Origin of the sequence: Bradyrhizobium sp. AUGA SZCCT0176 (assembly GCF_018130145.1) — a bacterium.
GTDB lineage: Bacteria > Pseudomonadota > Alphaproteobacteria > Rhizobiales > Xanthobacteraceae > Bradyrhizobium.
In genome coordinates this window covers 110,311-131,766 of record NZ_JAFCMB010000013.1, presented here as the reverse complement: position 1 = coordinate 131,766, position 21,456 = coordinate 110,311, and the positions used below count along the sequence as shown (strand labels likewise).

The following is a 21,456-nucleotide window of genomic DNA, read 5'->3' as shown; positions in this document are numbered from 1 at the left end:
CTTAGGCTTCAGTCCCCTTGGGGCACGAACGCGCCGGGCGGTATGTGGCCCTCGACATAAGCATGATACAGCGCATCGAGCTGAACCCATAGCACATTGGTCTTGAAGATCAGGGCGTTGCAGACCGCCTCGCGTTCCGCCGGCGTCCTGGCGTGCGCCTTGACGTAGTCGAGCGCAAAACCGGCATCGCGCGGCGCCTGCTGCAGGCGGCGGCTGAAATAGCTCATGATGTCGGGATTGACGAAATCATAGTGCTGCAGCATGCCCGAGATGCGCTCTTCATGCAGGTTCGGCGCGAACAGTTCCGTCAGCGAGGAGGCGATCGCCTCGAGCGGCGTCTTGTCGCGGCAGAAATGCACATAGGCCTCCACCGCAAAGCGCGTCGCGGGCAGGATGCCTTCGGTCGATTCCACATAGGCGCTGTCGAGCCCGAGGCCCTCGGTCAGCTTGAGCCAGCGCTCGATGCCGCCTTCGGAGCCGAGATCGCCGTCATGGTCTTCGATCCGGTGCCGCCATTCGACGCGGGTCGCGCGGTCGCGGAATCGCGAGATCACCATCGCGTCCTTGAGCGGGATCGTGCTCTGGTAAAAATAGCGGTTCAGCGCCCAGGCCTGCACCTGGCCTTTGTTGAGCTTGCCGCCATGCAGCAGCCGGTGGAACGGATGCAGGTTGTGATAGCGCGTCGCGCCGATGTGGCGCAGCGTTGCCTCCAGTTCCTCGGCGTTATTGAGCGAAATGCCTTTGCCGATCGATAGCGCGGTCATTCTGGTGACGGGCACGACGCTCACAGTGTGATCTCCATTCCATCGGCGGGGATGTGCCAGCCGGCCTGCTCGGCGGTTTTGCGCTCGTCCGAGCCGTGCAGCAAGGCGGGGTTGGAGTTGTTGATATGCAAAAACATCTTGCGCCCGATGTCGAGTCCTTCAAGGCTTGCGATCGCGCCGTTCTCGCCTGACATCGAGATGTGTCCCATGCTTTGCCCGGTTTTGTTGCCGAGGCCCGCGGCAACCAGTTCGTCGTCGCGCCACACCGTGCCGTCAAAGAACACCAGTGCGGCGCCTTTCAGCCGCGACTTCAGATCGTCGGTCACCCGCGCGCAGGCAGCAAGGAAATAGAGATATTTGCCGCTGGCTTTGTCCAGGATTCGAAGCCCGAGCGTATCGCCCACACCGCTGCCGCCGGCCGGATGCGCCTTGCCTTCGAGATACCAGGCGCCCTTGCCGGGAACTTCGAAGGGGAGGATTTCGATGCCGGATGGCGAGCCATCGGGCAAGTCAGGTTCGAACGCCCGGTCGACCGCGATCGGCTGGCGTTTCACGTTCTTTTCGCTCAGCACATTAAAGATGCTGTTGGATTTGAGGATCGCAAGCACCCGCTCATGCGCATAGAGGATGAAGGGCGATCCCTCGCGCATCGACAGCAGGCCTGCAACCGCGTCGATCTCGCCATTGGTCAGGATGACGCCCGCAATCGGACTGTGACGGAGCTGGCCTGCCTTGGGATGAAGCTGCGGCGTCGCGGTCAATTGCTGGCGCAGATCCGGCGAGGCGTTGATCAGGAACCAGTGCTCGCCATTGGCGCTGACCGCGATCGAGGCCTGCGTGCTCTGGAGTTCGGGATGTTCGTTGCGGGCCGTCCGGCACACCGGACATCCGCAGTTCCACTGCGGAACACCGCCACCCGCCGCGGCGCCCAGGACGACGACGCGAAGCATGATCCGTCTCCTGGCAAATTCAAAACTTGGGCACAAACGGGTAAGGTCAAAACGCTACGAGGTGGATCCGGGCCAAAGACACAGTTCCGCGTTCGGGAACGTGTCAGGCCCAAAGATCCACCTCGCTAAAACCTTGGCGATCGCTGCCGGTTACTTTCGGGCGGCGCACGCATACATGTTGATTTCCATGCCGACCGGCACTTCGACGATTTTCGGTGCTTTCCAGGCCATTAAGCGCTCCTTTTGATACCGGACGAACTCCGCCCTCGGAGATAAGGTACTGCGGATCAGAAAGTTCGCCAGTGAAATCTTTTTGCCGCATGCCTTCCGTGTTTTCATGTTGCATCGCGAGATAATTCACGTTTTTGTGCGGAGGCCCGCGGTCAAAACTGCGTGGGATCAAGCGTTTCCGGGTTGATCGCAACGCCGCGAATGCTGATTTTCCGTTCGACGGAGCGCTGCCGGCTTCAGATAAAGAACTTGTGAAAAATGGGCTGGCCCCCGGCTGCGGGGCATCCATGGAGTAGGTTACCGCCGATGCCACGCTATTTTTTCAACACCCGTATCGGCGATGAGCTGATTTCCGATCCCGATGGCGAAGTGCTGCGGGATCCCGACCGCGCCTGGGAAATGGCGCGCGCCATGATCCGGGAACTGCTCAAGACCGAAGGCACTGACGGCGCGCTGCTGAACGCGACCATCGAGGTCACGGACGACGAGGGCGAGATCGTGCTCGAGTTTCCGTTCACCGAGGCCATTCTCGACACGCCGGATCGCTCCATCACCCGGCATTGATTCAGCCACCGTCATTCCGGGGCGCGCGTCAGCGTGAATCTCAGGTGCGAATTGCGCACCGGGGAATGGCGCTGGATGATGGGTCAGCGATGTTTTCCGATTGCAAATGTACGGACAAATATTAGAGAGTGCCGCCCGGGGGGCCACCGGCGGATGATGTTTGCCGCGCGAGGATAAGGCTTCCGCCAGGGAGAATGCCATGATGAGCTATTCGTCGGCGCCGCGCAGCCTATTGCTGGCCGGTGCTTTTTTCGGTGCATTGACATTGAACGCTGCAGCGCAGCAGCCCGCCACGCCGCCTGCGGCAGGTGCGGCGCCGGCAGCCGCAGCCCCGCTTCCGCCGGGCTCGCCCTTGATCGGCCGGCCTGCCGATAATGAAGCCGCCGCCAAGCTCGCACCGATCGCACCGCCGCCCATCCCCGCCGCGCCCGACAAATTGCCGACCGCCAAGCTGAAGGTGCCGGCCGGCTTCAACATCGAAGTCTACGCCGCCGGGATGGCCAACGCGCGCTCGCTGATCGAAGGCGACAAGGGCACGGTGTTTGCCGGCACCCGCCTGATCGACAAGGTCTATGCGGTCGTCAACAAGGACGGCAAGCGCTCGGTGAAGGTGATCGCCTCCGGCCTCTATCGCCCGAACGGCCTCGCGTTCAAGAACGGCACGCTCTACATCGCCGAACTGTCGAAGATCTCGAGGATCGACAAGATCGAGGACAATCTGGACAATGCGCCGAAGCCGACCGTGATCTACTCCGATCTGCCCAAGGATGAAGCCCACGGCTGGAAGTTCATCGGCATCGGTCCGGACAACAAGCTGTATATTCCGGTCGGGCAACCCGGCAACAACGTGCTGCACAGCGACGCGCACGGCCTGATCAAGCGCATCAATCTCGACGGCTCCGGCGCCGAAGTGATCGCCAGGGGCGTGCGCAACACCGTCGGCTTCGACTGGAATCCGGAGAACAAGCAGCTCTATTTCACCGACAACGGCCGCGACTGGATGTCGGAGGACGTGCCCGAGGATGAGCTCAACCGCATCACCAAGGTCGGCGAACATTTCGGCGCGCCCTACTGCCTGCAGGGCAACATCGTCGATCCCGAATTCGGCTGGGGAAAATCCTGCAGCGACTACACTGCGCCGGTCGGCCTGCTGGGCCCGCATTCCGCAGCGCTGGGCATGCGGTTCTACACCGGCAACATGTTCCCGAAGTCCTACAAGAACGCGATCTTCATCGCCCGCCATGGTTCGTGGAACCGGACCAAGAAGGTCGGCGGTGACGTCCTCATCGCCCGGCTGAACAAGGACGGGTCAGTCAAATCCGTGGAGCCGTTCCTCACCGGGTTCGTCGAGGACAACAAGTACATCGGCCGCCCGGTCGATGTGCTGCAGCTGAAGGACGGCTCGCTGCTGGTCTCCGACGACTACAACGGCGCCGTCTATCGCATCACCTACGGCAAGCAGAAGGTGGCGGGCGCTAAGTGATCGGAAGTTCGTCATTGTGAGGAGCAACGCGACGAACAAGCTACGTGGTCATTCCGGGCTGGTGCGTTAGCACCAGACCCGGAATCTCGAGATTCCGGGTTCGATGCTTGCGCATCGCCCCGGAATGACAGGCATTCCTGGAAGTCCGATGCATAGAACAATAACGGCGCTGGCGTTCACCCTGATCGCCTCAATGGCAAGCGCGGAAACCTTCCAGGATCGCATCGCGCCGTGTCTGGCCTGTCACGGCGAGCGCGGACAGTCCGAGACCGAAAACACGCCCTCGCTCGGCGCGCAGCAGGCGCCTTACACGCTGATCCAGCTCTTCATGTTTCGCGAGAAGCTGCGCAGCTTCGAGCCGATGAACGAGATGGCGAAGGCGCTGACCGACGACGATCTGCGCACCTTCTCCGATTTCATCGCCAAGATACCCAAACCCACACCACCAGCTGAGGCCGGCGATCCCGCGCGGATGCAGCGCGGCCAGACGCTGGGGCAGCAGCATCGCTGCAACAGCTGTCACAACCCGGATTATTCCGGCAAGGAAAACGTGCCGCGGATCGCCAACCAGCGCGAGGATTATCTCGCCAAGACGCTTGGCGAATACAAGGACAATAGCCGCCACGGCTATGACGGCAGCATGGCCGACGTGATGGGTCCGATCACATCAGAGCAGATCGCCGATCTCGCTCATTTCATTGCCCATTTGCGCTAAACCCTGGTTCACGGCCCCGGCTGGCGTTGCTGTTCGCGCGGCGCTACAAGGCGGTCAAACGGAGTTTCCCATGCAAGAAATCTGGCGCCTGTCGGCCGCGGAGCTGGCCTCGCTGATCAAGACAAAAAAGGTCTCGGCAACGGAGGCGGCCACATCCGCATTGGCGCGGCTGGACGCGGTCAATCCCAGGATCAATGCCGTGGTCGACCACAAGCCGGCCGAGGTGCTGGCGCAGGCCGCGGCCATCGATGCCGCGATCGGGCGGGGCGAAGATGTCGGCCCCCTGGGCGGCGTACCCATTACCGTGAAGGTCAATATCGACCAGACGGGCTTTGCCACCACCAACGGCCTGAAGCTGCAGCGCGACGCGATTGCTACGACCAACAGCCCCGTGATCGATAATCTCTACAAGGCCGGCGCCGTCATTTTGGGGCGGACCAATTGCCCGGCCTTTTCCTATCGCTGGTTCACTACCAATCTCGTGCATGGCGATACCAAAAACCCCCGCGATCCCGGCATCACGCCGGGCGGCTCCTCGGGCGGCGCGGGTGCAGCGGTCGCGGCCGGCATCGGGCATATCGCGCATGGCACCGACATCGCTGGCTCGATCCGCTACCCGGCCTACGCCTGCGGCGTCCATGGCCTGCGGCCGACGATGGGCCGGATTCCGGCATTCAATGCCGCGCTCCCCGAGCGCACGATTGGTCCCCAGATCAGCGCGGTATCGGGACCCTTGGCCCGGACCATCGGCGACATCAGGATTGCCCTGGCGGCGATGTCGGCCCGGGATTATCGCGATCCCTGGTGGGTCCCGGCGCCGCTGGAAGGCCCGCCGGTGCAAAAGCGCGTCGCGATGTGCCTCAATCCTGATGGCCTCGATCCCGTGCCCGAGGTGAAAGCCGCCGTTGCCGATGCCGGCAAGCGGCTGGAGCGCGCGGGCTGGATCGTCGAGGAAATCACCAATACACCGCCGCTGCGCGAGCCCGCCGATCTGCAGACCAAGCTCTGGCTCGGCGACAGCTATGAGGCGCAGCTGGAGACCGCCGAGCGTGAGGGCGATCCCGGCGCGCTGGCCTGTCTGCGCGGCAGCCGGACAAAAGTGTTTCCGTTCGATGCCGCGGCGTTCTCGAGGGCGCTGACCCGGCGCGCGACGCTGACCCGTGAATGGCTGGAATTCTTCGAACAATACGCGGTGCTGCTGATGCCGGTATCCGGCGAATTGCCGTTCCCCGATCACCTCGACCGCAAGGACGAGGCGTCTTTTGCGAGGGTGTGGCACGCCCAATTGCCGCAGATTGCCATTCCCTTCATGGGCCTGCCCGGGCTAACGGTTTCGACGGGACTGGTGGGGCGGATTCCGGTCGGCGTTCAACTGGTCTCCGGCCGTTACCGTGAGGATCTCTGCCTTGCCGCGGGCGAGGCGATCGAGGCCGGCGGAACGCCGTCGGCGGCGATCGATCCGGCAAGCTAGCAGAGCGTTTTCAAGCGAAGTGGACACCGGTTCGCGTAAAGAAAACGCGTCAAACAAGAGACCGAAGGAATTCGATGTCAGGCATTTATGATTTCACGGCGCAGTCGCTGGCCGGCGAAGAGGTTCCGCTGAAGCAGTTCGAGGGTCAGGTGCTGCTGATCGTCAACACCGCCAGCGCCTGCGGATTCACGCCGCAATACAAGGGTCTGGAAGCGTTGCATCGCGAACTTTCGCCGCGCGGCTTTGCGGTGCTCGGCTTTCCCTGCAACCAGTTCGGCGCGCAGGAGCCGGGCGACGCCAAACAAATCGAGGCGTTCTGCGAAACCAGATTTCAGGTGACGTTTCCGATGTTCGCCAAGATCGACGTCAACGGCAGCAAGGCGCACCCGCTGTATGAATACCTGAAGAACGAACGGTCGGGCCTGCTGGGCTCGTCGATCAAATGGAATTTCACCAAATTCGTGGTCGACCGTTCGGGCAAGGTGGTGGGACGCCATGCCCCGACCGTGACACCCGAAGCACTGAGAAGAGAAATCGAGGCACTGCTATGAACGAGAAAACCGAAACCGACGCGTTCCCCGACCGCCTGTCGACCAATCCGAACAGCCCTTATTACAACGAAGAGCTGCTGTCGCGCGACGTCGGCATCCGCTTCAAGGGCGCCGAGAAGACCAATGTCGAGGAATATTGCATCAGCGAGGGCTGGATCCGCGTCACTGCGGGCAATGCCAAGGACCGCTTCGGTAATCCCCTGACGATCAAGGTTCATGGCCCGGTCGAGCCGTATTTCCGGGACAAGGCGTCGTCCTGAGGGGGTCCTGTCTCATTCGTCATTGCGAGCGAAGCGAAGCAATCCATCTCGCCACAAAAAGAAAGAATGGATTGCTTCGCTTCGCTCGCAATGACGGCATAGATCAATCATCCATTTCTATCGCTGAAGGACGCCGCGATCTTGACCAGTAAGCTCCCCCAACTCTCGCTCGCAAAGGACAAGATCCGGGTCCTGCTGCTCGAAGGTGTCAACGACAGCGCCGTGCAGCTGATCGAGTCGGCCGGCTATTCCAGCATGACGCGCCTGTCCAAGGCGCTGGAAGGCGATGCGCTCAAGGAAGCCATCAAGGGCGTGCATCTGCTCGGCATCCGCTCCCGCACGCAGATCACCCCGGATGTACTGGAAGCCGCGGACCGGCTGATCGCGATCGGGTGCTTCAGCGTCGGCACCAACCAGGTGGATGTCGACGCCGCGCGCCGCAGCGGGATTCCGGTGTTCAATGCCCCGTTTTCCAATACGCGCAGCGTGGCGGAACTGGTGATCGGCGAGATCGTCATCCTGCTGCGCCGGATCGTGGCGCGTTCCAACGCCGCCCATCAGGGACGCTGGGACAAGTCCGCCAACGACAGCTATGAGGTGAGGGGCAAGACGCTCGGCATCATCGGCTACGGCAATATCGGCTCGCAGCTCTCCAATCTCGCTGAAGCGTTGGGCATGAAGGTCATCTTCTACGACCACACGGACCGGCTTCGTCACGGCAACACCGAGCCGGTCGCGAGCTTGCATGAGCTCCTGGCACAGAGCGACGTCGTGTCGTTGCATGTGCCGGAAACGGCGGCCACGGCCGGGATGATCGGGCGCGACGAGATTGCCGCGATCAAGCCGGGTGCGTATTTCATCAACAACAGCCGCGGCACCGTCGTCGACCTCGAGGCGCTCGCCGACGCGCTGCGCGAAGGCAGGTTGCGCGGCGCCGCGGTCGACGTTTTCCCGGTCGAGCCGCGCTCGAATGCGGATCGCTTCGTATCGCCGCTGCAGGGGCTGGAAAATGTCATCCTGACGCCGCACATCGGCGGTTCGACCGAAGAGGCGCAGGAGCGCATCGGTGCCGAAGTGGCACGCAAGCTGGTCGAATACAGCGATTCCGGCTCCACCATGGGCGCCGTCAATTTCCCGCAGGTCCAACTGCCGCCGCGGCCTTCGGGCACAAGGTTCATTCAGGTGCAGCGCAATTTGCCGGGCATGCTGGGCCGTCTGAACGAAGTGCTCGCGCGCCACTCGGTCAACATCGCCGCGCAATATTACGAGACCGATCACGACGTCGGCTATGTCGTTCTCGACGCCGACGCCTCCGCCGCCGACGGCCAGCGCGTGCTGGCGGACATCCGGGCTCTCGAGGGCACCATTCGCGCCCGCTTGCTCTACGAATACAAGATCTGAGCGGGGCGGAAGCAAATCTGCGTAGCTCCGGCGGCAGGCTCGCTGCACCTCTCCCGCTTGCGGGGGAGGTCGCATCGCATCGAACGATGCGATGCGGGTGGGGGCTCTCGCCACACGGGTACTCGCGGCGACACCCCCACCCCAACCCTCCCCCGCAAGCGGGAGAGGGGGCGCGGTTCCTTCGCGGTTGCTATTGACCTAACTTCATGACGTTTTACGACAGCCGCATATCCAGCAGCCGCCGGCCTTCGGTCTTGAGCAGCTTCTTCACCGCGCTGGAGGCGGCGATCTCGCCCTGGTTGGCGTAGGCTTCGTGGTTCTTTTCGATGTCGTCGAGCCGGTAGAGGTAATTGACCATGATGCCGGCGGACTCGCGAACGCCCTTCGGCGAGAGGTCGCCGAGCCAGTCGATCCGCTCCAGCCGCGCGCCGTTGCCGATATGGAAGCGCGCCACCGAATCGATCAGCCGGCCTTTTGAGGTGCGGGCCTTGAGAAAATAATGCGCGGCCAAGGGCTCGATCACCGCGCGCAGTTGCGTGGTGGTCTCCGCGTTCTCGAACCAGCCGGGCTGGTTGAGCTTTTCCAGCAGCGTTCGTTCCTCGTCGGACAAGGGAACGTCGTCGGCTTCCTTCAGCCATTGCATGAAGCCGGGCACCGGCGACAGCGTCACGAAGGTGTCGAGTTTCGGCAATTCGCGCCGCAATTCCTCGACCACCTGCTTGATCAGGAAGCTGCCGAACGAGATGCCGCCAAGTCCCTTCTGGGTGTTCGAGATCGAATAGAACACGGCGGTACGGGCACGCTCGATCGCCACCGGCTGGCGTTCGGCGGCGAGCAGCGGCGCAATCGCGGTCGGGATCGTTTCGGTCAGCGCGACCTCGACGAAGATCAGCGGCTCGTCGGTCAGCTGCGGATGGAAGAAGGCGTAGCAGCGGCGGTCGACCGGGTCGATGCGGCGGCGCAGATCGTTCCAGTCGTGGATTTCATGCACTGCTTCATAACGGATGATCTGTTCCAGAATGTTCGCTGGCGTCGACCAGTCAATCCTGCGCAGCACGAGAAATCCCCTGTTGAACCAGGAAGACAGCAAATGCACCACGTCGCGGTCCAGCGCTGCCAGATCCTTGTTGCCCTTCATGAGCGAAAGCAGATCGGCGCGCATCGCCACCAGATCGCTGGTGCCGCCCGGCGCGCGGTTGAGCCGGCGCACCAGTTCCTGGCGCCGCGGCTCGGAAGCAAAATGAAGATCGCTGGCGTCGGCGTCGCTCGGCTGCGCGCGCCAGCTCTCGATCGCCCGCGAAAGCCGTTCGCGATCGGGACCGTAGTCGCGGGCGAGGGCGGCAAAGAACGAAAGCCGGCCGGCTGTGTCGAGGTCATGGTAGCGATCGAGCACTTCGCGGGCCATCGCGGTGCCCGTAGCCTCGCCGCGGCCCGACAGCAGCGCCTCGCACAGTTCAAGCAGTTCGGAGGCGTCTTCCTTGGTATCCGAAGATCCGCCGCGCCGAAGCAGCGTACGGCCGCGTTCGGAAATCGTCGAAAGCAGGTCGGAGAAGAAGGCGTTGGCCATGGGCGAAGTCGATTCCGGAGGTGATGCCGAACCTTATATCGAATCTAGGGCGCGGCCGATCTTATTCAAGCGCATGGATCGTACGGAAATATGTCAGGCTTCGACGAAGGTATAATTCAGGCCTTTTCCGCAAATTCGGTTGGCGTCTTGCCGGTGACCTGCCGGAAGGCGTGCGAAAACGCCGGTACGCTGGCATAGCCGAGGTCGGAAGCCAGCTGCTTGACCGAGACGTTGGCGTCGGTGGACAGTTTTTCGATCGCGGCCGCGACACGGGCGCGCTGGCACCAGCTCTTGAAGCTGAGTTGCGTCTCGGCCGAAAACAGCCGCGACAGCGTCCGCGCCGAGGTGCCGACCTCGCGCGCCAGCGTTTCGATCTCATGGGCGCCGGTCGGATCCGACAGCACGATGTCGGCGGCGCGCCGGCAGCGTGGCTCGTGCGGCAGCGGGATGAAGGTCGCGGAATCTTCCGCCTGGTGCAGCTCCAGCATTGCGAGTTTGACCAAAAGGCCGGTGCGCTCGGCTGTGGTGTGCTCGTCGAACAGCGCCAGAATTGCCTGATGCAACAGCGGCGACACCCGCACCACGAATTCTGACCTGAGGCTCTGGCTGCGCTCCTCGCGGGCCAGCCAGTCGAGGTCGAAATACAGGGTGCGCATTTCGATGTCGGCGAGCACGTCGATGGCATGCGCAAGCCGCGCCGGCACCCAGACCGCGCGGTCGGGCGGCACCAGCCAGCGGCCCTTCGGGGTGGTGACCTGCATGGTGCCCCGGGCGGCGTAAACCAGCTGCGCCTCGCGGTGCATGTGGGTGTCGATCCGGAAGCCCTTTTTGTAGTTGTTGGCGATCATATGGATGCCGTCGCCGGTCGAGATGCGGCGCCCGATAATGGCGGCGATTGGCTTTTCGGCGATATTCATTGGCGACATCCCGTCAGGACAACCCCCTATAACCTATTTTGGAAAGTTGCGGGATTCGGGCCCAGGGCTCTGACCGGGACCCGCCTGCCAAGAAATGCCCAACAAGCGCCAAGGACTGGACCAGACCATGAACAGCCCCAGCCGGGTGATCAGCTTCGTCAACGCCGCCCATTTCATCGATCATTACGCGATGCTGATCTTCGCCGCCGCCGTCATCATCATGGGGCCGGCATTCGGCATGGCCTATTCGGAGCTATTGCCTTACGCCACCCCCGGCTTCGTCGCCTTCGGCGCGGGATCGCTGATCACCGGCTGGCTCGGCGACCGCTGGAGCCGCCGCCACATGATGGTGATCTTCTTTGCCGGCATCGGCGCCTCGATGATCGCGGTCGGCTTCGTGCGGACACCGCTGGAGCTCGGCGCGGTGCTGCTCTCGATCGGCCTGTTCGCCTCGATCTATCACCCCGTTGGCACCGCCATGATCGTATCCTATGCCGACAAGCTCGGCCGCGAGATGGGGCTGAACGGGGTCTGGGGCAATCTCGGCGTGGCGTCGTCGGCGCTGGTCACCGGCGTGATCGGGCAATATCTCGGCTGGCGCTGGGCCTTCATCGTGCCGGGGGTCGTCACCATGCTGATCGGCGTGGCCTTCGCCATGCTGGTCGTGCACGAGGATCGAACCGGCTCCAGGCAGGCGGCAGCCCAGGCGCGCATCGCCAAAGAGGACATGTGGCGGGTGATCCTGGCGCTGCTGATCGTCGTGATCGCGATCTCGACCACTTTCAACGCCGTCACCGTGGCGCTGCCAAAGCTGTTTGCGGAGCGGCTGGCCGACTTGACCAATAGCCCGGCGCTGCTCGGCGTCATCGCCGCCGGCGTCTATGTGTTCGGCGCGATGACGCAGTACACCATCGGCAAGCTCATCGATCACTACTCACTGAAGACCGTGATGCTGCCGCTGTCGTTCCTGCTGGCGCCATTCCTGTATTTCGCGGCGACGCTGTCGAACCTGCCGCTGATCATCGCCTCGATCGGCATCGTGATGGGCGCGTTCGGCCAGGTCACGGTGAACGACGCCATGGTCGGCAAGTACACCACCGATGAATGGCGCTCGCGCGCTTACTCCGTGCGCTACTTCATCGGCTTCACGGCCGCGGGCGCTTCCGTCGGGCTGGTGGCGTGGCTGTACGAGAAGGGCGGCTTTGTCACCATGCTGCAGGCGTTTGGCGCGCTGTGCCTCCTGGTGATCGTCGCCGCCATCATCCTGCCGCAGGAAATCAAGGTGCCGGCGGCGCAGACGAATTGATCGCAGTCGAGTTTTCGCGTCAGCTCGCCAGCGTCAGTTCGCCAGCGCGCTGGCGATGATATCGGAGCTCTTCTCTGCGACCATGATCGTCGCCGGGTGAATGTTCGGCGAGGGCATCGCCGGCATGACGGACGCATCGACGACCCGCAGACCGTCGATGCCGCGAACGCGGAGCTGGCTATCGACGACGGCCCCGTCATCCTCGCCCATCCGGCAGGTGCCGCAGGGATGATAGACGGTCGAGCCGATATTCCTGATGTAATCGGCGGCCCGATCGTCGCTGGTGACCTCGGGACCGGGCCTGATCTGTTCGACCACCAGCGATCGGAAAGGCTCGGTCGCGACGATTTGCCGGGCAATGCGAAAGCCCGCCAGCATGATGCGCATATCATCAGGGTCGGTCATATAGTTGGCGCGGATATGCGGCGGCGTGCGGCCCTCCGCGTCGCGCAGCGTAATTTCACCGCGGCTCTTCGGCCGGCAGACGCTGAAGATGAAGGTAAAGCCCGGCCACCGATGCAGGCCGTTCTTGAACCCGTCAGTCGAAAAATTGAGGCACTGATACTGGATGTCAGGCACCGGTTCGGAAGGGTCCGATTTCGCAAACAGCGTCGCTTCGGTCGCGCCGACCGAGAGTTGTCCGGATCCCCTGAGCAGCCATTCGAGCGCGAGCTTGACCGACTTGGCCGGGCTCATCACGGCTTCATTCAAGGTATCGGTCGCGTTGGTCTTGAATGTGAAGTTCGACTGATAATGGTCCTGCAGATTCTTGCCGACGCCGGGCAGGTCGCATTTCACGTCGATGCCGAGCTTTGCCAGTTCTGCGGCCGGGCCAATGCCGGAGGCGAGCAACAGCACCGGAGAATTGATCGCGCCGCTTGAGACGATGAGCTCGCGCCGCGCGCCGATGCGCTGGATCTGGCCGTCGCGTTCGACCTCCACGCCGATGGCGCGGCGTCCGTCGAACAGGATGCGGCGGACGCGGGTCTTCGTCATCAGCTCGAGATTTTTGCGGGCAAGGTTCGGCTTGAGATATCCGACCGCCGTCGAGCGGCGCCAGCCATTGTGGACGTTGAGCGGCGCGAAGCCGACGCCGTCAATACGCTCGCCGTTGAAATCAGGGTTGCGCTGATATTGCAGGCGCTCGCAGGCCTCGACGAATGCCTTCGCCGCCGTCGAAGGGCGTTTGATGTTCGACACCGTCATCGGACCGCCGGTGCCGCGCCATGCATTGGCGCCGTCAACGCTGTGCTCCATTCGCTTGAAATAGGGCAGCACGTCATTGTAGCCCCAGCCACGCGCGCCTAGGCGCTGCCATTCGTCGTAGTCGCTGGGGGCGCCGCGCAGGAAGACGAGGCCGTTGATGGAGCCGGAGCCGCCCAAAACCTTGCCGCGCGGCCAGATCACGGTTCGGCCGCCCAGACCCGGTTCGGGTTCGGTTTCGTAACCCCAGTTCATCTTCGGGTTCGGGACCAGTTTGCCGAAACCCATCGGAATGTGAATCCATGGATTGCGATCGCGTCCGCCGGCTTCGATGACGCAAAGCGACACTCTTGGATTTTCCGTCAGTCGTGCCGACAGCACGCAGCCGGCGGAGCCGCCGCCTACCACGACGACATCGAACTCCGCATCAAAACCGGATTTACCCGTCAAGACGTTTCGCTCCCGATCTGCGTTTGCGGCAGACGATAGTGGCCTGCAGATGGTCTGGATAGGGCTTTGCGTCATATGCGGCGTGCATGGCGGATCGCTGTACGCCCGATCTTCGCTGAGCTAAAAGCAAACTTTCCAGAATTGACCGGGCGAAGACCCGGCGTGGAGGAAAGCTATGTCCCATCAATTGCCGCGACTTGCCGGCCTCGTCCTTGGAGCCATGATGATAGCCATGCCGGCAAATGCCGATGCCCTGAAAGATGAAATCGCGCCGACCGGCAAGCTGCGGGTGGCGATTGCGATCAGCCCGGCGGGCGGCGCGTTCTGGTCGACCAAAACCGAATCCGGCTATGCTGGCGTCCCGGTCGATCTCGGCAAGGCGATGGCGGCGCAGCTCGGCGTTGCCGTCGAATATGTCGTGCACCAGAATTCCGGCCAGATCGTTGACGCCGCGTCGAAGGGCACCTGGGACGTCACCTTCCTGCCGAAGGATCCGGAACGCGAGGGAAAGATGTCGTTCGGGCCGATCTATGAGGTCGCGGACGCCACCTACATCGTCAAGCCCGGCTCGACGGTGACTGATTTCGCGACCCTCGATCAACCCGGCGTCAAGATCGCCGCCGTCAACAACACCACGACCATGCGCGGCGCGATCGTGCATCTGAAGAATGCCAAGATCACCGGCTACCAGACCTTTGACGAAATCGCCGGCCTGCTTGCGAAGGGCGAGATCGATGCCTTCGCGCTGTCGCGCGAAACGCTCAATGCCATGGCCAAAAAAATTCCGGGCACGCGCGTGCTCGACGAAACCTTCAAGCAGACGGTGACCGCGGTCGCGGTGCCGCTCAATCATCCGTTGTCGCACGCGTTTGCGGTCAAGTTCCTGACCGAGTCGATCTCGAACGGCACGCTGCGCAAGGCCTATGACAATAACGGCCTGAAGGACTCGCCGATCCGGACCCAGACGAAGTGAGCGGTTAGAGCGTTAGACCGCACACTGCTTCCACGATGGAGCTGGGCTTTCTCTCCCGCACTTGCGGGGGAGGGTTGGGGTGGGGGTGTCTCCGTGGTTTGCGATGTTAGCGTGAGGAGTCGAACCCTGCGCTACATCTGTGCAACTGCACAAATACAAGGCATGAGATCGATGCGCCTGGATGCGATCCGGGGCGATTAATCCTGTAAAATCACGGGGTTTTTGCCACTTCGGCGCCCGCCCCGTGTTGGCACATCGATTGCTTAATTAAATCTCAGTCAATGACGACTGCCGTCCTACGGATTGCCAAAGCCAGTGTTGGCCAAGGCGCAGGGATCAGGCGACCTCCATGAGGCGTCTGGAGCAGTCATCGGGACCACTCCACAAACATCTCTGTCTCAGATCAAGCGTGAGCGTGTGACCCGCGGCGCCGAGCAGAAGCGTTTTGCTTCTGCTGATGGTGTTGGTTGCGGCACGCGCGCGCGAGGACGGCTCGCCACACCTCACATCGGCGCGGGCCATATGGATGCCGGCGCTGGTTAGATTTTTGCGAAACAGGGGGAACTGCAATGGCTTATCTCGTGCCTTCGGAATTCGTGACCAAGATGGTCGATGCCGGAGAATCCAAGATCTTCATGTCGACGCGCGACACCATCATCCGCGCCTATATGGCCGGCGCGATCCTCGCGCTCGCGGCCGCCTTTGCGGTCAGCATCAACGTGCAGACCGGCGTGCCGATCGTCGGTGCGGCGCTGTTTCCGGTCGGCTTCTGCATGCTCTATCTGTTCGGCTTCGACCTCCTGACCGGCGTGTTCGTGCTGTGTCCGCTGGCGCTGATCGACAAGCGTCCGGGCGTGACGCTGGCCGGCGTGCTGCGCAACTGGGGCCTGGTGTTCGTCGGCAATTTCGGCGGCGCGTTCACGGTCGCCGTGATGATGTCGATCGTCTTCACCTTCGGCTTCTCGACGCCGCCGGACAAGGTCGGTCAGGTGATCGGCACCATCGGCGAAAGCCGCACCGTCGGTTACGCCTCGCACGGCGCGTCCGGCATGCTGACGCTGTTCATCCGCGGCATGCTCTGCAACTGGATGGTTTCGGCCGGTGTCGTCGGCGCGATGATCTCGACGACGGTCAGCGGCAAGGTGATCGCGATGTGGATGCCGATCATGCTGTTCTTCTACATGACCTTCGAGCATTCGATCGTGAACATGTTCCTGTTCCCGTCGGGCCTCTTGATGGGCGGCCACTTCACCGTCTGGGATTACCTGATCTGGAACGAGATTCCGACCGTGGTCGGCAACCTCGTCGGCGGCCTCGCCTTCACCGGCCTGACGCTGTACGCCACCCACGTCAAGACGGCGCCGAAGCGCGCCGTGGGTTGACCGCATCGGCCATTCGGGGTCTCAACTCCAGGGATTATTCCAAGGGTTGAGACCCCCATTTCCTTTGACGGGACAGATGCCGCGTGAACTGAAAATATCGGTCGGGCAATATTCTGACAAAGGTCGCAAGGAGACCAATCAGGATTTTCACGGCGTCCTGATTCCGGCCGAGCCGCTATTGAGCCTCAAGGGCATCGCCATCGTGCTGGCGGACGGCATCTCGAGCAGCAATGTCAGCCGGATCGCAGCCGAGTCCGCCGTCAAGGGTTTTCTGACCGACTATTACTGCACCTCGGAATCCTGGTCGGTGCGAACTTCTGCCCAGCGCGTGCTGGAAGCGACCAATTCCTGGCTGCACTCGCAAACGCGAAGAAGCCAGTATTCCTACGACCGGGACCGCGGCTACGTCTGCACGCTGAGCGCCATCGTCCTCAAGTCGACCACGGCGCATCTGTTTCACGTCGGCGACAGCCGGATCTATCGCGTGTCCGGCAACTCGCTGGAGCAGCTGACCAACGACCATCGCGTCATCATTTCGTCGGAACAGTCCTATCTCGGCCGCGCGCTCGGGGTGAATCCGCAGATCGAAATCGACTATCTGATGTCCCGGGTCGAGAAGGGCGACACCTTCGTGCTGGTGACCGACGGCATCTACGAACAGGTCAGCGATCGCCATATCGCCAGAACGGTCCGGGATAACGCCACCGATCTCGACCAGGCGGCAAAAGCCGTCGCCGAACTCGCCTTTGAACTCGGCAGCAAGGACAATCTCACCATTCAGATCGTGCGCGTCGATGAGCTGCCCGAAAGCGCCGCCAGCGAGGTGTTCGGGCAGCCGAGAGAACTGCCGCTGCCGCCGCTATTGGAAGCGCGGCAGGTTTTCGATGGATACCGCATCGTCAGGGAATTGCACGGCAGCAGCCGCAGCCACATTTACCTTGCGGTCGACATCGAGAGCGAGGACGTCGTCACTCTCAAGATTCCGTCGATCGACCTGCGCGACGACCCGGAATATCTGAAGCGGTTCATGATGGAAGAATGGGTGGCGCGGCGGATCGACAGCCCGCATGTGCTGAAGCCGTGTTTGCCGTCACGCAAGCGCAACTTCCTCTATGTCGCGACCGAATACATCGACGGCCAGACGCTGACGCAATGGATGATCGACAATCCCCGGCCGACGCTGGAAACGGTGCGCGGCATCGTCGAGCAGATCGCCAAGGGCCTGCGCGCGTTCCACCGCAAGGAGATGCTGCATCAGGACCTGCGGCCCGACAACATCATGATCGACAAGACCGGAACGGTGAAGATCATCGATTTCGGCTCGACCAAGATCACCGGCGTCATCGAGGCCGCTCCATCCGGCAACCGCAACGACATCCTCGGCACCGCGCAATACACCGCGCCGGAATATTTTCTGGGCGAGCCGGTCTCGTCGCGCTCCGACCTGTTCTCGCTCGGGGTCATCACCTATCACATGCTGACGGGAAAGCTGCCCTATGGCGCCGCAGCGGCGAAAGCCCGAACCCGCTCGCAGTTCAGCAGGCTGATCTACAGCCCGGCCTCGCACCGCGACCGCGAAGTGCCGTTATGGGTCGACGGCACGCTGGAGCGCGCGGTGCATCCGAATCCTTACAAGCGATACGACAGCCTGTCGGAATTCCTGCATGATTTGCGTCATCCCAACGCCAATTATCTCAGCAATTCGTCAACACCGCTGATCGAGCGCAACCCGCTGCTGTTCTGGAAGAGCACCACGGTCGTGCTGGCGCTGGCGATCATCGTGCTGCTGGCGATGCAGCACGGCATGCACCGGTGACGCGGGACTTCACCTCTCCCGCTTGCGGGGTCGAGACGAGCGAAGCTCGCTCTTAGGTCGCTGCGCTCGAAGAGCGCGGCGGGTGGAGACTCTCTCCCCACGAAGAGTGCGACTCGCGGCAGCTCCCCCCAACCCTCCCCGCAAGCGGGAGAGGGAGCGCTAGCATCACCTAATTCGTCGCCCCCACGATCGGGTCCATCCCGCTCTTGACGATCTCCGGCCGCGCCGCGGGCGAGGCGAGGAATTTGATCAGCGCCTTGGCGGCGTCGGGCTCCTTGGAGACGCTGGCGATCGCGGCGGAGAACACCGTGATCTTCTGTAGTTCGTCGGGCAGGGGACCGACGATGTCGATGCCTTCGACCGGCCGCAGCTCGCTGATCTGCTGGAAGCCGATCTCGGCGTTGCCGTGCGCGACGATTTCGCCGACCGGGGTCGCGGGAATTTTTCGCGCCTTGTCCTTCATGGCGTCCTTGATGCCGAGCTTGTCGAACATCTCGGTCGAGACATAGACGCCGCTGGCGCTGTCGGAATAGGCGATGGTCTTCGCGGCCAGCAGCGCGCGCTTGACCGCGTCCGCGTTGCTGATGTCCGGCTTCGGGGCGCCTGCCTTCACCGCAACCCCGATTGGCGATTTGACCAGGTCGATCTTGCTTTCCGCAATCGCCTTGCCCTGCCTGGCGAGATCGTCGATCGCATAGCCGACCATGATCAGGACGTCGGCGGCCTCGCCGCGCTCCAGCCGCACCGGGATAGCATTCGCCGTCGTGCCCATCGACGGACCGTAGGCGGTCAGCACCTTGTGGCCGGTGGCACGCTCGAACTCAGGGACCAGCGCCTTATAGGCGGCGGACAATCCGCCGGAGATCATGACGCGGACCTCGGCGGCGGAGGCTGAGCCTGAAAACGCGAAGGCGGCAACGAAGCCGAGTGCGAGTGCGCGGAAAACAGTTGAATTCAGCCGCATGGTTATTCCTCCCGGGGCGCTTCTTGAGCGGACGTCCTTGCGAGGGATGTTACTGCGCATAAGGCCGAGCGGCTATCTCAAATGAAGCCCTCGCCACCTGCATGCGACACCCTCACTGGTTGCATGTTACGCCTAAGGTCTAGTTCCACGGGCCTGCTTGCTTCGGCACAAATAGTACTGACGACAACGAAAACCAAAACAGGCGGAGGACACAGATGAGCAGGCTCTCGTGGCGCTGGTGGACACGGAACAAGGACAAATCCGTAAGCGAGAGGACGCCCCCGTCCGAAGAATTTGCAGGCGGGGATCGGCGCCAGTTGCTCCAGGCGCTTTCCGCGATCGCCGGCAGCGGCGCGCTGGCCGTGATCTCGCAACCTGCCGAAGCCAAGGATTCCAGCGACCTGCCGCCGCCCAAGCGGGCGCTGACCGGCCGCGATGAGGCCGGCAAGTCGGTGTTCAAGTCCTTTGACGTCACGTCCAAGGTCGTGGAGATCGATAGCAATCCGGGGCTGACATTCTACGAGCTATACATGACCGAAGGTGTGCCGCAGCTCACCGGCCGGGAGCCGGACCCGATGCTCAAGGGCACAATAGGGTTTCCCGGCCCGGGCGGCACGATGTTCCGCCTGATCTCGTATCCGCCGAGGCGGCCCGAAGGCTACAAGCCGCCGGCCGGCGTCACGTTCGAAAGCGGGCTGAAGGAATTGTCCGACAAGCTCCCCGGCATGGGTGACGTTTTCGACCGCAGCGCGCCGGGCATGCATACGTCCGATACCATCGACTACGGCGTCGTGGTTCGCGGCGAGATGACGCTTGAACTGGACGACGGCCAGAAGGTCCATCTGCGCCAGGGCGATTGCATCGTGCAGAACGGCACAAGGCATCGCTGGCGTAACCCGTTGCCGGAGCCCTGTCTGATGGCCTTCATCTCGATCGGCGGCAAGCGCGGTTAGGACGTGCGCTGTTAGCGACGCGACAGCCTTCGCAGATCAGGACACCGTATTTGCCCGGAATCCACAATAGAACGGTTCTGCGCTATCAAGTTGCCAAGCAGGATTTCATACTTAAAAATTTTAGCGAGGCCGCTGACATCACTCAGCGGCCTTTTTATTTTTGGAACTCGTGACAACGAGGCCGATTCCAGCGGCCCAGCCACCGCTGAACCGTCTCATTTCACCTTGTCCTGCGACACATCCATGATCATGCGCGCCGACAGATAAAGCCGCGGCACGATGGTCTCCAGCTTGACGTATTCGGCGTCGTTGGAATGGGCGCCAAAGCCGCTGAGACCAAAGCCCTCGATGACGGGAGCCTTGGTCATCAGCGCGGCGAAGGCGGCGTCGGTGCCGCCGCCGGAGGCGACGTCGATCACCTTCAAGGGCAACCCGAGTTCCTCGTAGATGGCGGTGCCGTGGGCGGCTAGGCGGCGCGAGGCGGGCGTGGCTTCCAGCGGCGGGCGGCGCATCTCGAACCGCAGCTGCACCTTGGCGTCGGGGATCCGCTGGGTCTTGATGCGTTGCTGCAGCGTGGCCTCCAGCTCGGCGAAATCGGACACCTTCAGCGCCCTTGCGTCGCCTTGCGCGGTGGCCTGCGCCGGGATCACGTTGCGATTGGTGCCGGACTGCGAGACGGTCCAGTTCAGGGACAGGCCCTGTTCGCGCCGCGACAGGTTGCTCAATTGCAGCATCTGGTGCGACAGCTCGTACAGCGCGTTGACGCCCTTTTCCGGCGCCGCACCGGCGTGCGAGGCCTTGCCGTCCACCGTCAGGTACGCCGCGCCGATGCCGCTGGTGGCCAGGCGCAAATTGCCATCCATTCCGCCGCCCTCATAGGAGAACACCGCATCGTGCTCGCCCGCCATGCGGGTGATGGTGCTGCGCGAGCCGGGTGAGCTGATCTCCTCATCGCCGTTGATCAGCACGGTGAGCATGCCGTAATCCGTAAACTTCAGTTTTTGCAGCATCGCCACCGCGTGCAGGATCAGCGCGATGCCCTGTTTGTCGTCGCCGACGGCGAGGCCATAGGCGCGGTCGCCGTCGATGCGGAAGGGTTGGTCCTTCAGCATGCCTTTCAGATAGACGGTGTCCATGTGGGCAATCAGCATGATCTTCCTGGTTCCCGTTCCCTTGAACACCGCATGCACCATGGAACCCGGCTTCGGCGGCGTGTCGTCCATCCGGTAGATTTCGGTCGGCTCGATGATCTCGACCTTGCCGCCGAGCCTGGTCAGGCGTTCGGCGATCAACGCCGCCAGCTGCGCCAGGCCCTCGGAATCCTTGCTGCCGGACTCGATGTTGACGAGGTCGCGCAGCGTGTCGAGCAGCGGGGCCTTTTCCTGCTGCGCCAGCTCGTGAATGCTGGTCACCGGCGCGGCCCGTGCGGGCAGGGGCGACAAGGCCAGGGTGCAGGCGGCGATACAGGCCAGCGGGAAACGCAGAGGGAACCGGGCGGGACGCGACATGGCGAGCCTTTCGAATGATCTGACGAT

At 62.7% G+C, this 21,456-nt stretch carries 20 protein-coding genes; 12 read left to right on the top strand and 8 right to left on the bottom strand.

Annotated elements, in window-relative coordinates; all coding sequences use genetic code 11:
• Positions 1-8: 8 nt before the first annotated feature.
• The 3 genes from pqqC to pqqA form a co-directional block, all read right to left on the bottom strand.
• On the bottom strand, positions 9-764 hold the full coding sequence (gene pqqC / locus JQ600_RS26090) for a pyrroloquinoline-quinone synthase PqqC (RefSeq protein WP_249136097.1): 756 nt from the start codon (positions 762-764) through the stop codon (positions 9-11).
• Between the two features lie 20 nt (positions 765-784).
• Complete coding sequence (gene pqqB, locus JQ600_RS26085) at positions 785-1,714, bottom strand: pyrroloquinoline quinone biosynthesis protein PqqB (RefSeq protein ID WP_212490152.1); 930 nt, start codon at positions 1,712-1,714, stop codon at positions 785-787.
• A gap of 150 nt (positions 1,715-1,864) precedes the next feature.
• Positions 1,865-1,945, bottom strand: a complete 81-nt coding sequence (pqqA, locus tag JQ600_RS26080) for a pyrroloquinoline quinone precursor peptide PqqA (RefSeq protein ID WP_012029362.1) — start codon at positions 1,943-1,945, stop codon at positions 1,865-1,867.
• A gap of 306 nt (positions 1,946-2,251) precedes the next feature.
• On the opposite strand from pqqA, the gene JQ600_RS26075 reads away from it, so the two are divergent.
• The 7 genes from JQ600_RS26075 (at position 2,252) to serA (ending at position 8,390) form a co-directional block, all read left to right on the top strand.
• Complete coding sequence (locus JQ600_RS26075; RefSeq protein WP_192740088.1) at positions 2,252-2,509, top strand: DUF6894 family protein; 258 nt, start codon at positions 2,252-2,254, stop codon at positions 2,507-2,509.
• 199 nt (positions 2,510-2,708) lie between these two features.
• Complete coding sequence (locus JQ600_RS26070; protein ID WP_212266902.1) at positions 2,709-3,992, top strand: sorbosone dehydrogenase family protein; 1,284 nt, start codon at positions 2,709-2,711, stop codon at positions 3,990-3,992.
• 148 nt (positions 3,993-4,140) lie between these two features.
• Positions 4,141-4,707: a c-type cytochrome gene (locus JQ600_RS26065; RefSeq protein ID WP_212266900.1), complete on the top strand. Its 567-nt coding sequence runs from the start codon at positions 4,141-4,143 to the stop codon at positions 4,705-4,707.
• A 70-nt stretch (positions 4,708-4,777) separates the two neighbouring features.
• Positions 4,778-6,178, top strand: a complete 1,401-nt coding sequence (locus tag JQ600_RS26060) for an amidase family protein (protein ID WP_212266898.1) — start codon at positions 4,778-4,780, stop codon at positions 6,176-6,178.
• Positions 6,179-6,252: 74 nt separating this feature from the next.
• Positions 6,253-6,729 carry a glutathione peroxidase gene (locus tag JQ600_RS26055; RefSeq protein ID WP_212266896.1) on the top strand — a complete coding sequence of 159 codons (477 nt, stop codon included), beginning with the start codon at positions 6,253-6,255 and terminating at the stop codon, positions 6,727-6,729.
• Positions 6,726-6,989 carry a DUF3297 family protein gene (locus JQ600_RS26050; protein WP_212266894.1) on the top strand — a complete coding sequence of 88 codons (264 nt, stop codon included), beginning with the start codon at positions 6,726-6,728 and terminating at the stop codon, positions 6,987-6,989. Before JQ600_RS26055 ends, JQ600_RS26050 begins: the two co-directional genes overlap by 4 nt.
• A gap of 141 nt (positions 6,990-7,130) precedes the next feature.
• Positions 7,131-8,390, top strand: coding sequence for a phosphoglycerate dehydrogenase (gene serA, locus JQ600_RS26045; protein WP_212266892.1), 1,260 nt, complete (start codon positions 7,131-7,133; stop codon positions 8,388-8,390).
• Between the two features lie 214 nt (positions 8,391-8,604).
• Here serA and JQ600_RS26040 read toward each other — a convergent pair whose 3' ends face one another.
• Both JQ600_RS26040 and JQ600_RS26035 read right to left on the bottom strand, forming a co-directional pair.
• Positions 8,605-9,957, bottom strand: coding sequence for a malonyl-CoA decarboxylase (locus tag JQ600_RS26040; protein WP_212266889.1), 1,353 nt, complete (start codon positions 9,955-9,957; stop codon positions 8,605-8,607).
• A 116-nt stretch (positions 9,958-10,073) separates the two neighbouring features.
• Positions 10,074-10,874 (bottom strand): AraC family transcriptional regulator, encoded by an 801-nt coding sequence (locus JQ600_RS26035; RefSeq protein WP_249136094.1) that lies wholly within the window; start codon positions 10,872-10,874, stop codon positions 10,074-10,076.
• Positions 10,875-11,001: 127 nt separating this feature from the next.
• On the opposite strand from JQ600_RS26035, the gene JQ600_RS26030 reads away from it, so the two are divergent.
• Positions 11,002-12,180 carry an MFS transporter gene (locus tag JQ600_RS26030; RefSeq protein ID WP_212266884.1) on the top strand — a complete coding sequence of 393 codons (1,179 nt, stop codon included), beginning with the start codon at positions 11,002-11,004 and terminating at the stop codon, positions 12,178-12,180.
• A gap of 33 nt (positions 12,181-12,213) precedes the next feature.
• Here the strand turns inward: JQ600_RS26030 and JQ600_RS26025 are convergent, their stop codons facing one another.
• Positions 12,214-13,833, bottom strand: a complete 1,620-nt coding sequence (locus JQ600_RS26025; RefSeq protein ID WP_212266882.1) for a GMC family oxidoreductase — start codon at positions 13,831-13,833, stop codon at positions 12,214-12,216.
• Positions 13,834-14,008: 175 nt separating this feature from the next.
• Here JQ600_RS26025 and JQ600_RS26020 point away from each other — a divergent pair, with 175 nt between their 5' ends.
• The 3 genes from JQ600_RS26020 to JQ600_RS26010 all read left to right on the top strand — a co-directional run bounded on the left by JQ600_RS26020 (position 14,009) and on the right by JQ600_RS26010 (position 18,004).
• Complete coding sequence (locus tag JQ600_RS26020) at positions 14,009-14,806, top strand: transporter substrate-binding domain-containing protein (protein WP_212266880.1); 798 nt, start codon at positions 14,009-14,011, stop codon at positions 14,804-14,806.
• A 569-nt stretch (positions 14,807-15,375) separates the two neighbouring features.
• Entirely contained in the window at positions 15,376-16,188 is an 813-nt protein-coding gene (locus JQ600_RS26015; RefSeq protein WP_192740075.1) for a formate/nitrite transporter family protein, read from the top strand.
• Between the two features lie 76 nt (positions 16,189-16,264).
• Complete coding sequence (locus tag JQ600_RS26010) at positions 16,265-18,004, top strand: bifunctional protein-serine/threonine kinase/phosphatase (RefSeq protein ID WP_212389841.1); 1,740 nt, start codon at positions 16,265-16,267, stop codon at positions 18,002-18,004.
• A 169-nt stretch (positions 18,005-18,173) separates the two neighbouring features.
• Here JQ600_RS26010 and JQ600_RS26005 read toward each other — a convergent pair whose 3' ends face one another.
• A complete protein-coding gene (locus JQ600_RS26005; protein ID WP_212266876.1) occupies positions 18,174-18,968 on the bottom strand; it encodes an extracellular solute-binding protein in 795 nt (264 codons plus the stop codon).
• Between the two features lie 215 nt (positions 18,969-19,183).
• Between JQ600_RS26005 and JQ600_RS26000 the strand changes: the two genes are divergently transcribed.
• On the top strand, positions 19,184-19,921 hold the full coding sequence (locus JQ600_RS26000) for a cupin domain-containing protein (protein WP_212266874.1): 738 nt from the start codon (positions 19,184-19,186) through the stop codon (positions 19,919-19,921).
• A 215-nt stretch (positions 19,922-20,136) separates the two neighbouring features.
• On the opposite strand, the gene JQ600_RS25995 is transcribed toward JQ600_RS26000, so the two are convergent.
• Positions 20,137-21,429, bottom strand: a complete 1,293-nt coding sequence (locus JQ600_RS25995; RefSeq protein ID WP_212389840.1) for a M20/M25/M40 family metallo-hydrolase — start codon at positions 21,427-21,429, stop codon at positions 20,137-20,139.
• Positions 21,430-21,456 lie beyond the last annotated feature (27 nt).

Coding starts and splice junctions, on each gene's coding strand:
- pqqC (WP_249136097.1), bottom strand. CDS start 764: ATGACCGCGCTATCGATCGGCAAAGGCATTTCGCTCAATAACGCCGAG.
- pqqB (WP_212490152.1), bottom strand. CDS start 1,714: ATGCTTCGCGTCGTCGTCCTGGGCGCCGCGGCGGGTGGCGGTGTTCCG.
- pqqA (WP_012029362.1), bottom strand. CDS start 1,945: ATGGCCTGGAAAGCACCGAAAATCGTCGAAGTGCCGGTCGGCATGGAA.
- JQ600_RS26075 (WP_192740088.1), top strand. CDS start 2,252: ATGCCACGCTATTTTTTCAACACCCGTATCGGCGATGAGCTGATTTCC.
- JQ600_RS26070 (WP_212266902.1), top strand. CDS start 2,709: ATGATGAGCTATTCGTCGGCGCCGCGCAGCCTATTGCTGGCCGGTGCT.
- JQ600_RS26065 (WP_212266900.1), top strand. CDS start 4,141: ATGCATAGAACAATAACGGCGCTGGCGTTCACCCTGATCGCCTCAATG.
- JQ600_RS26060 (WP_212266898.1), top strand. CDS start 4,778: ATGCAAGAAATCTGGCGCCTGTCGGCCGCGGAGCTGGCCTCGCTGATC.
- JQ600_RS26055 (WP_212266896.1), top strand. CDS start 6,253: ATGTCAGGCATTTATGATTTCACGGCGCAGTCGCTGGCCGGCGAAGAG.
- JQ600_RS26050 (WP_212266894.1), top strand. CDS start 6,726: ATGAACGAGAAAACCGAAACCGACGCGTTCCCCGACCGCCTGTCGACC.
- JQ600_RS26040 (WP_212266889.1), bottom strand. CDS start 9,957: ATGGCCAACGCCTTCTTCTCCGACCTGCTTTCGACGATTTCCGAACGC.
- JQ600_RS26035 (WP_249136094.1), bottom strand. CDS start 10,874: ATGAATATCGCCGAAAAGCCAATCGCCGCCATTATCGGGCGCCGCATC.
- JQ600_RS26030 (WP_212266884.1), top strand. CDS start 11,002: ATGAACAGCCCCAGCCGGGTGATCAGCTTCGTCAACGCCGCCCATTTC.
- JQ600_RS26020 (WP_212266880.1), top strand. CDS start 14,009: ATGTCCCATCAATTGCCGCGACTTGCCGGCCTCGTCCTTGGAGCCATG.
- JQ600_RS26015 (WP_192740075.1), top strand. CDS start 15,376: ATGGCTTATCTCGTGCCTTCGGAATTCGTGACCAAGATGGTCGATGCC.
- JQ600_RS26010 (WP_212389841.1), top strand. CDS start 16,265: ATGCCGCGTGAACTGAAAATATCGGTCGGGCAATATTCTGACAAAGGT.
- JQ600_RS26005 (WP_212266876.1), bottom strand. CDS start 18,968: ATGCGGCTGAATTCAACTGTTTTCCGCGCACTCGCACTCGGCTTCGTT.
- JQ600_RS26000 (WP_212266874.1), top strand. CDS start 19,184: ATGAGCAGGCTCTCGTGGCGCTGGTGGACACGGAACAAGGACAAATCC.
- JQ600_RS25995 (WP_212389840.1), bottom strand. CDS start 21,429: ATGTCGCGTCCCGCCCGGTTCCCTCTGCGTTTCCCGCTGGCCTGTATC.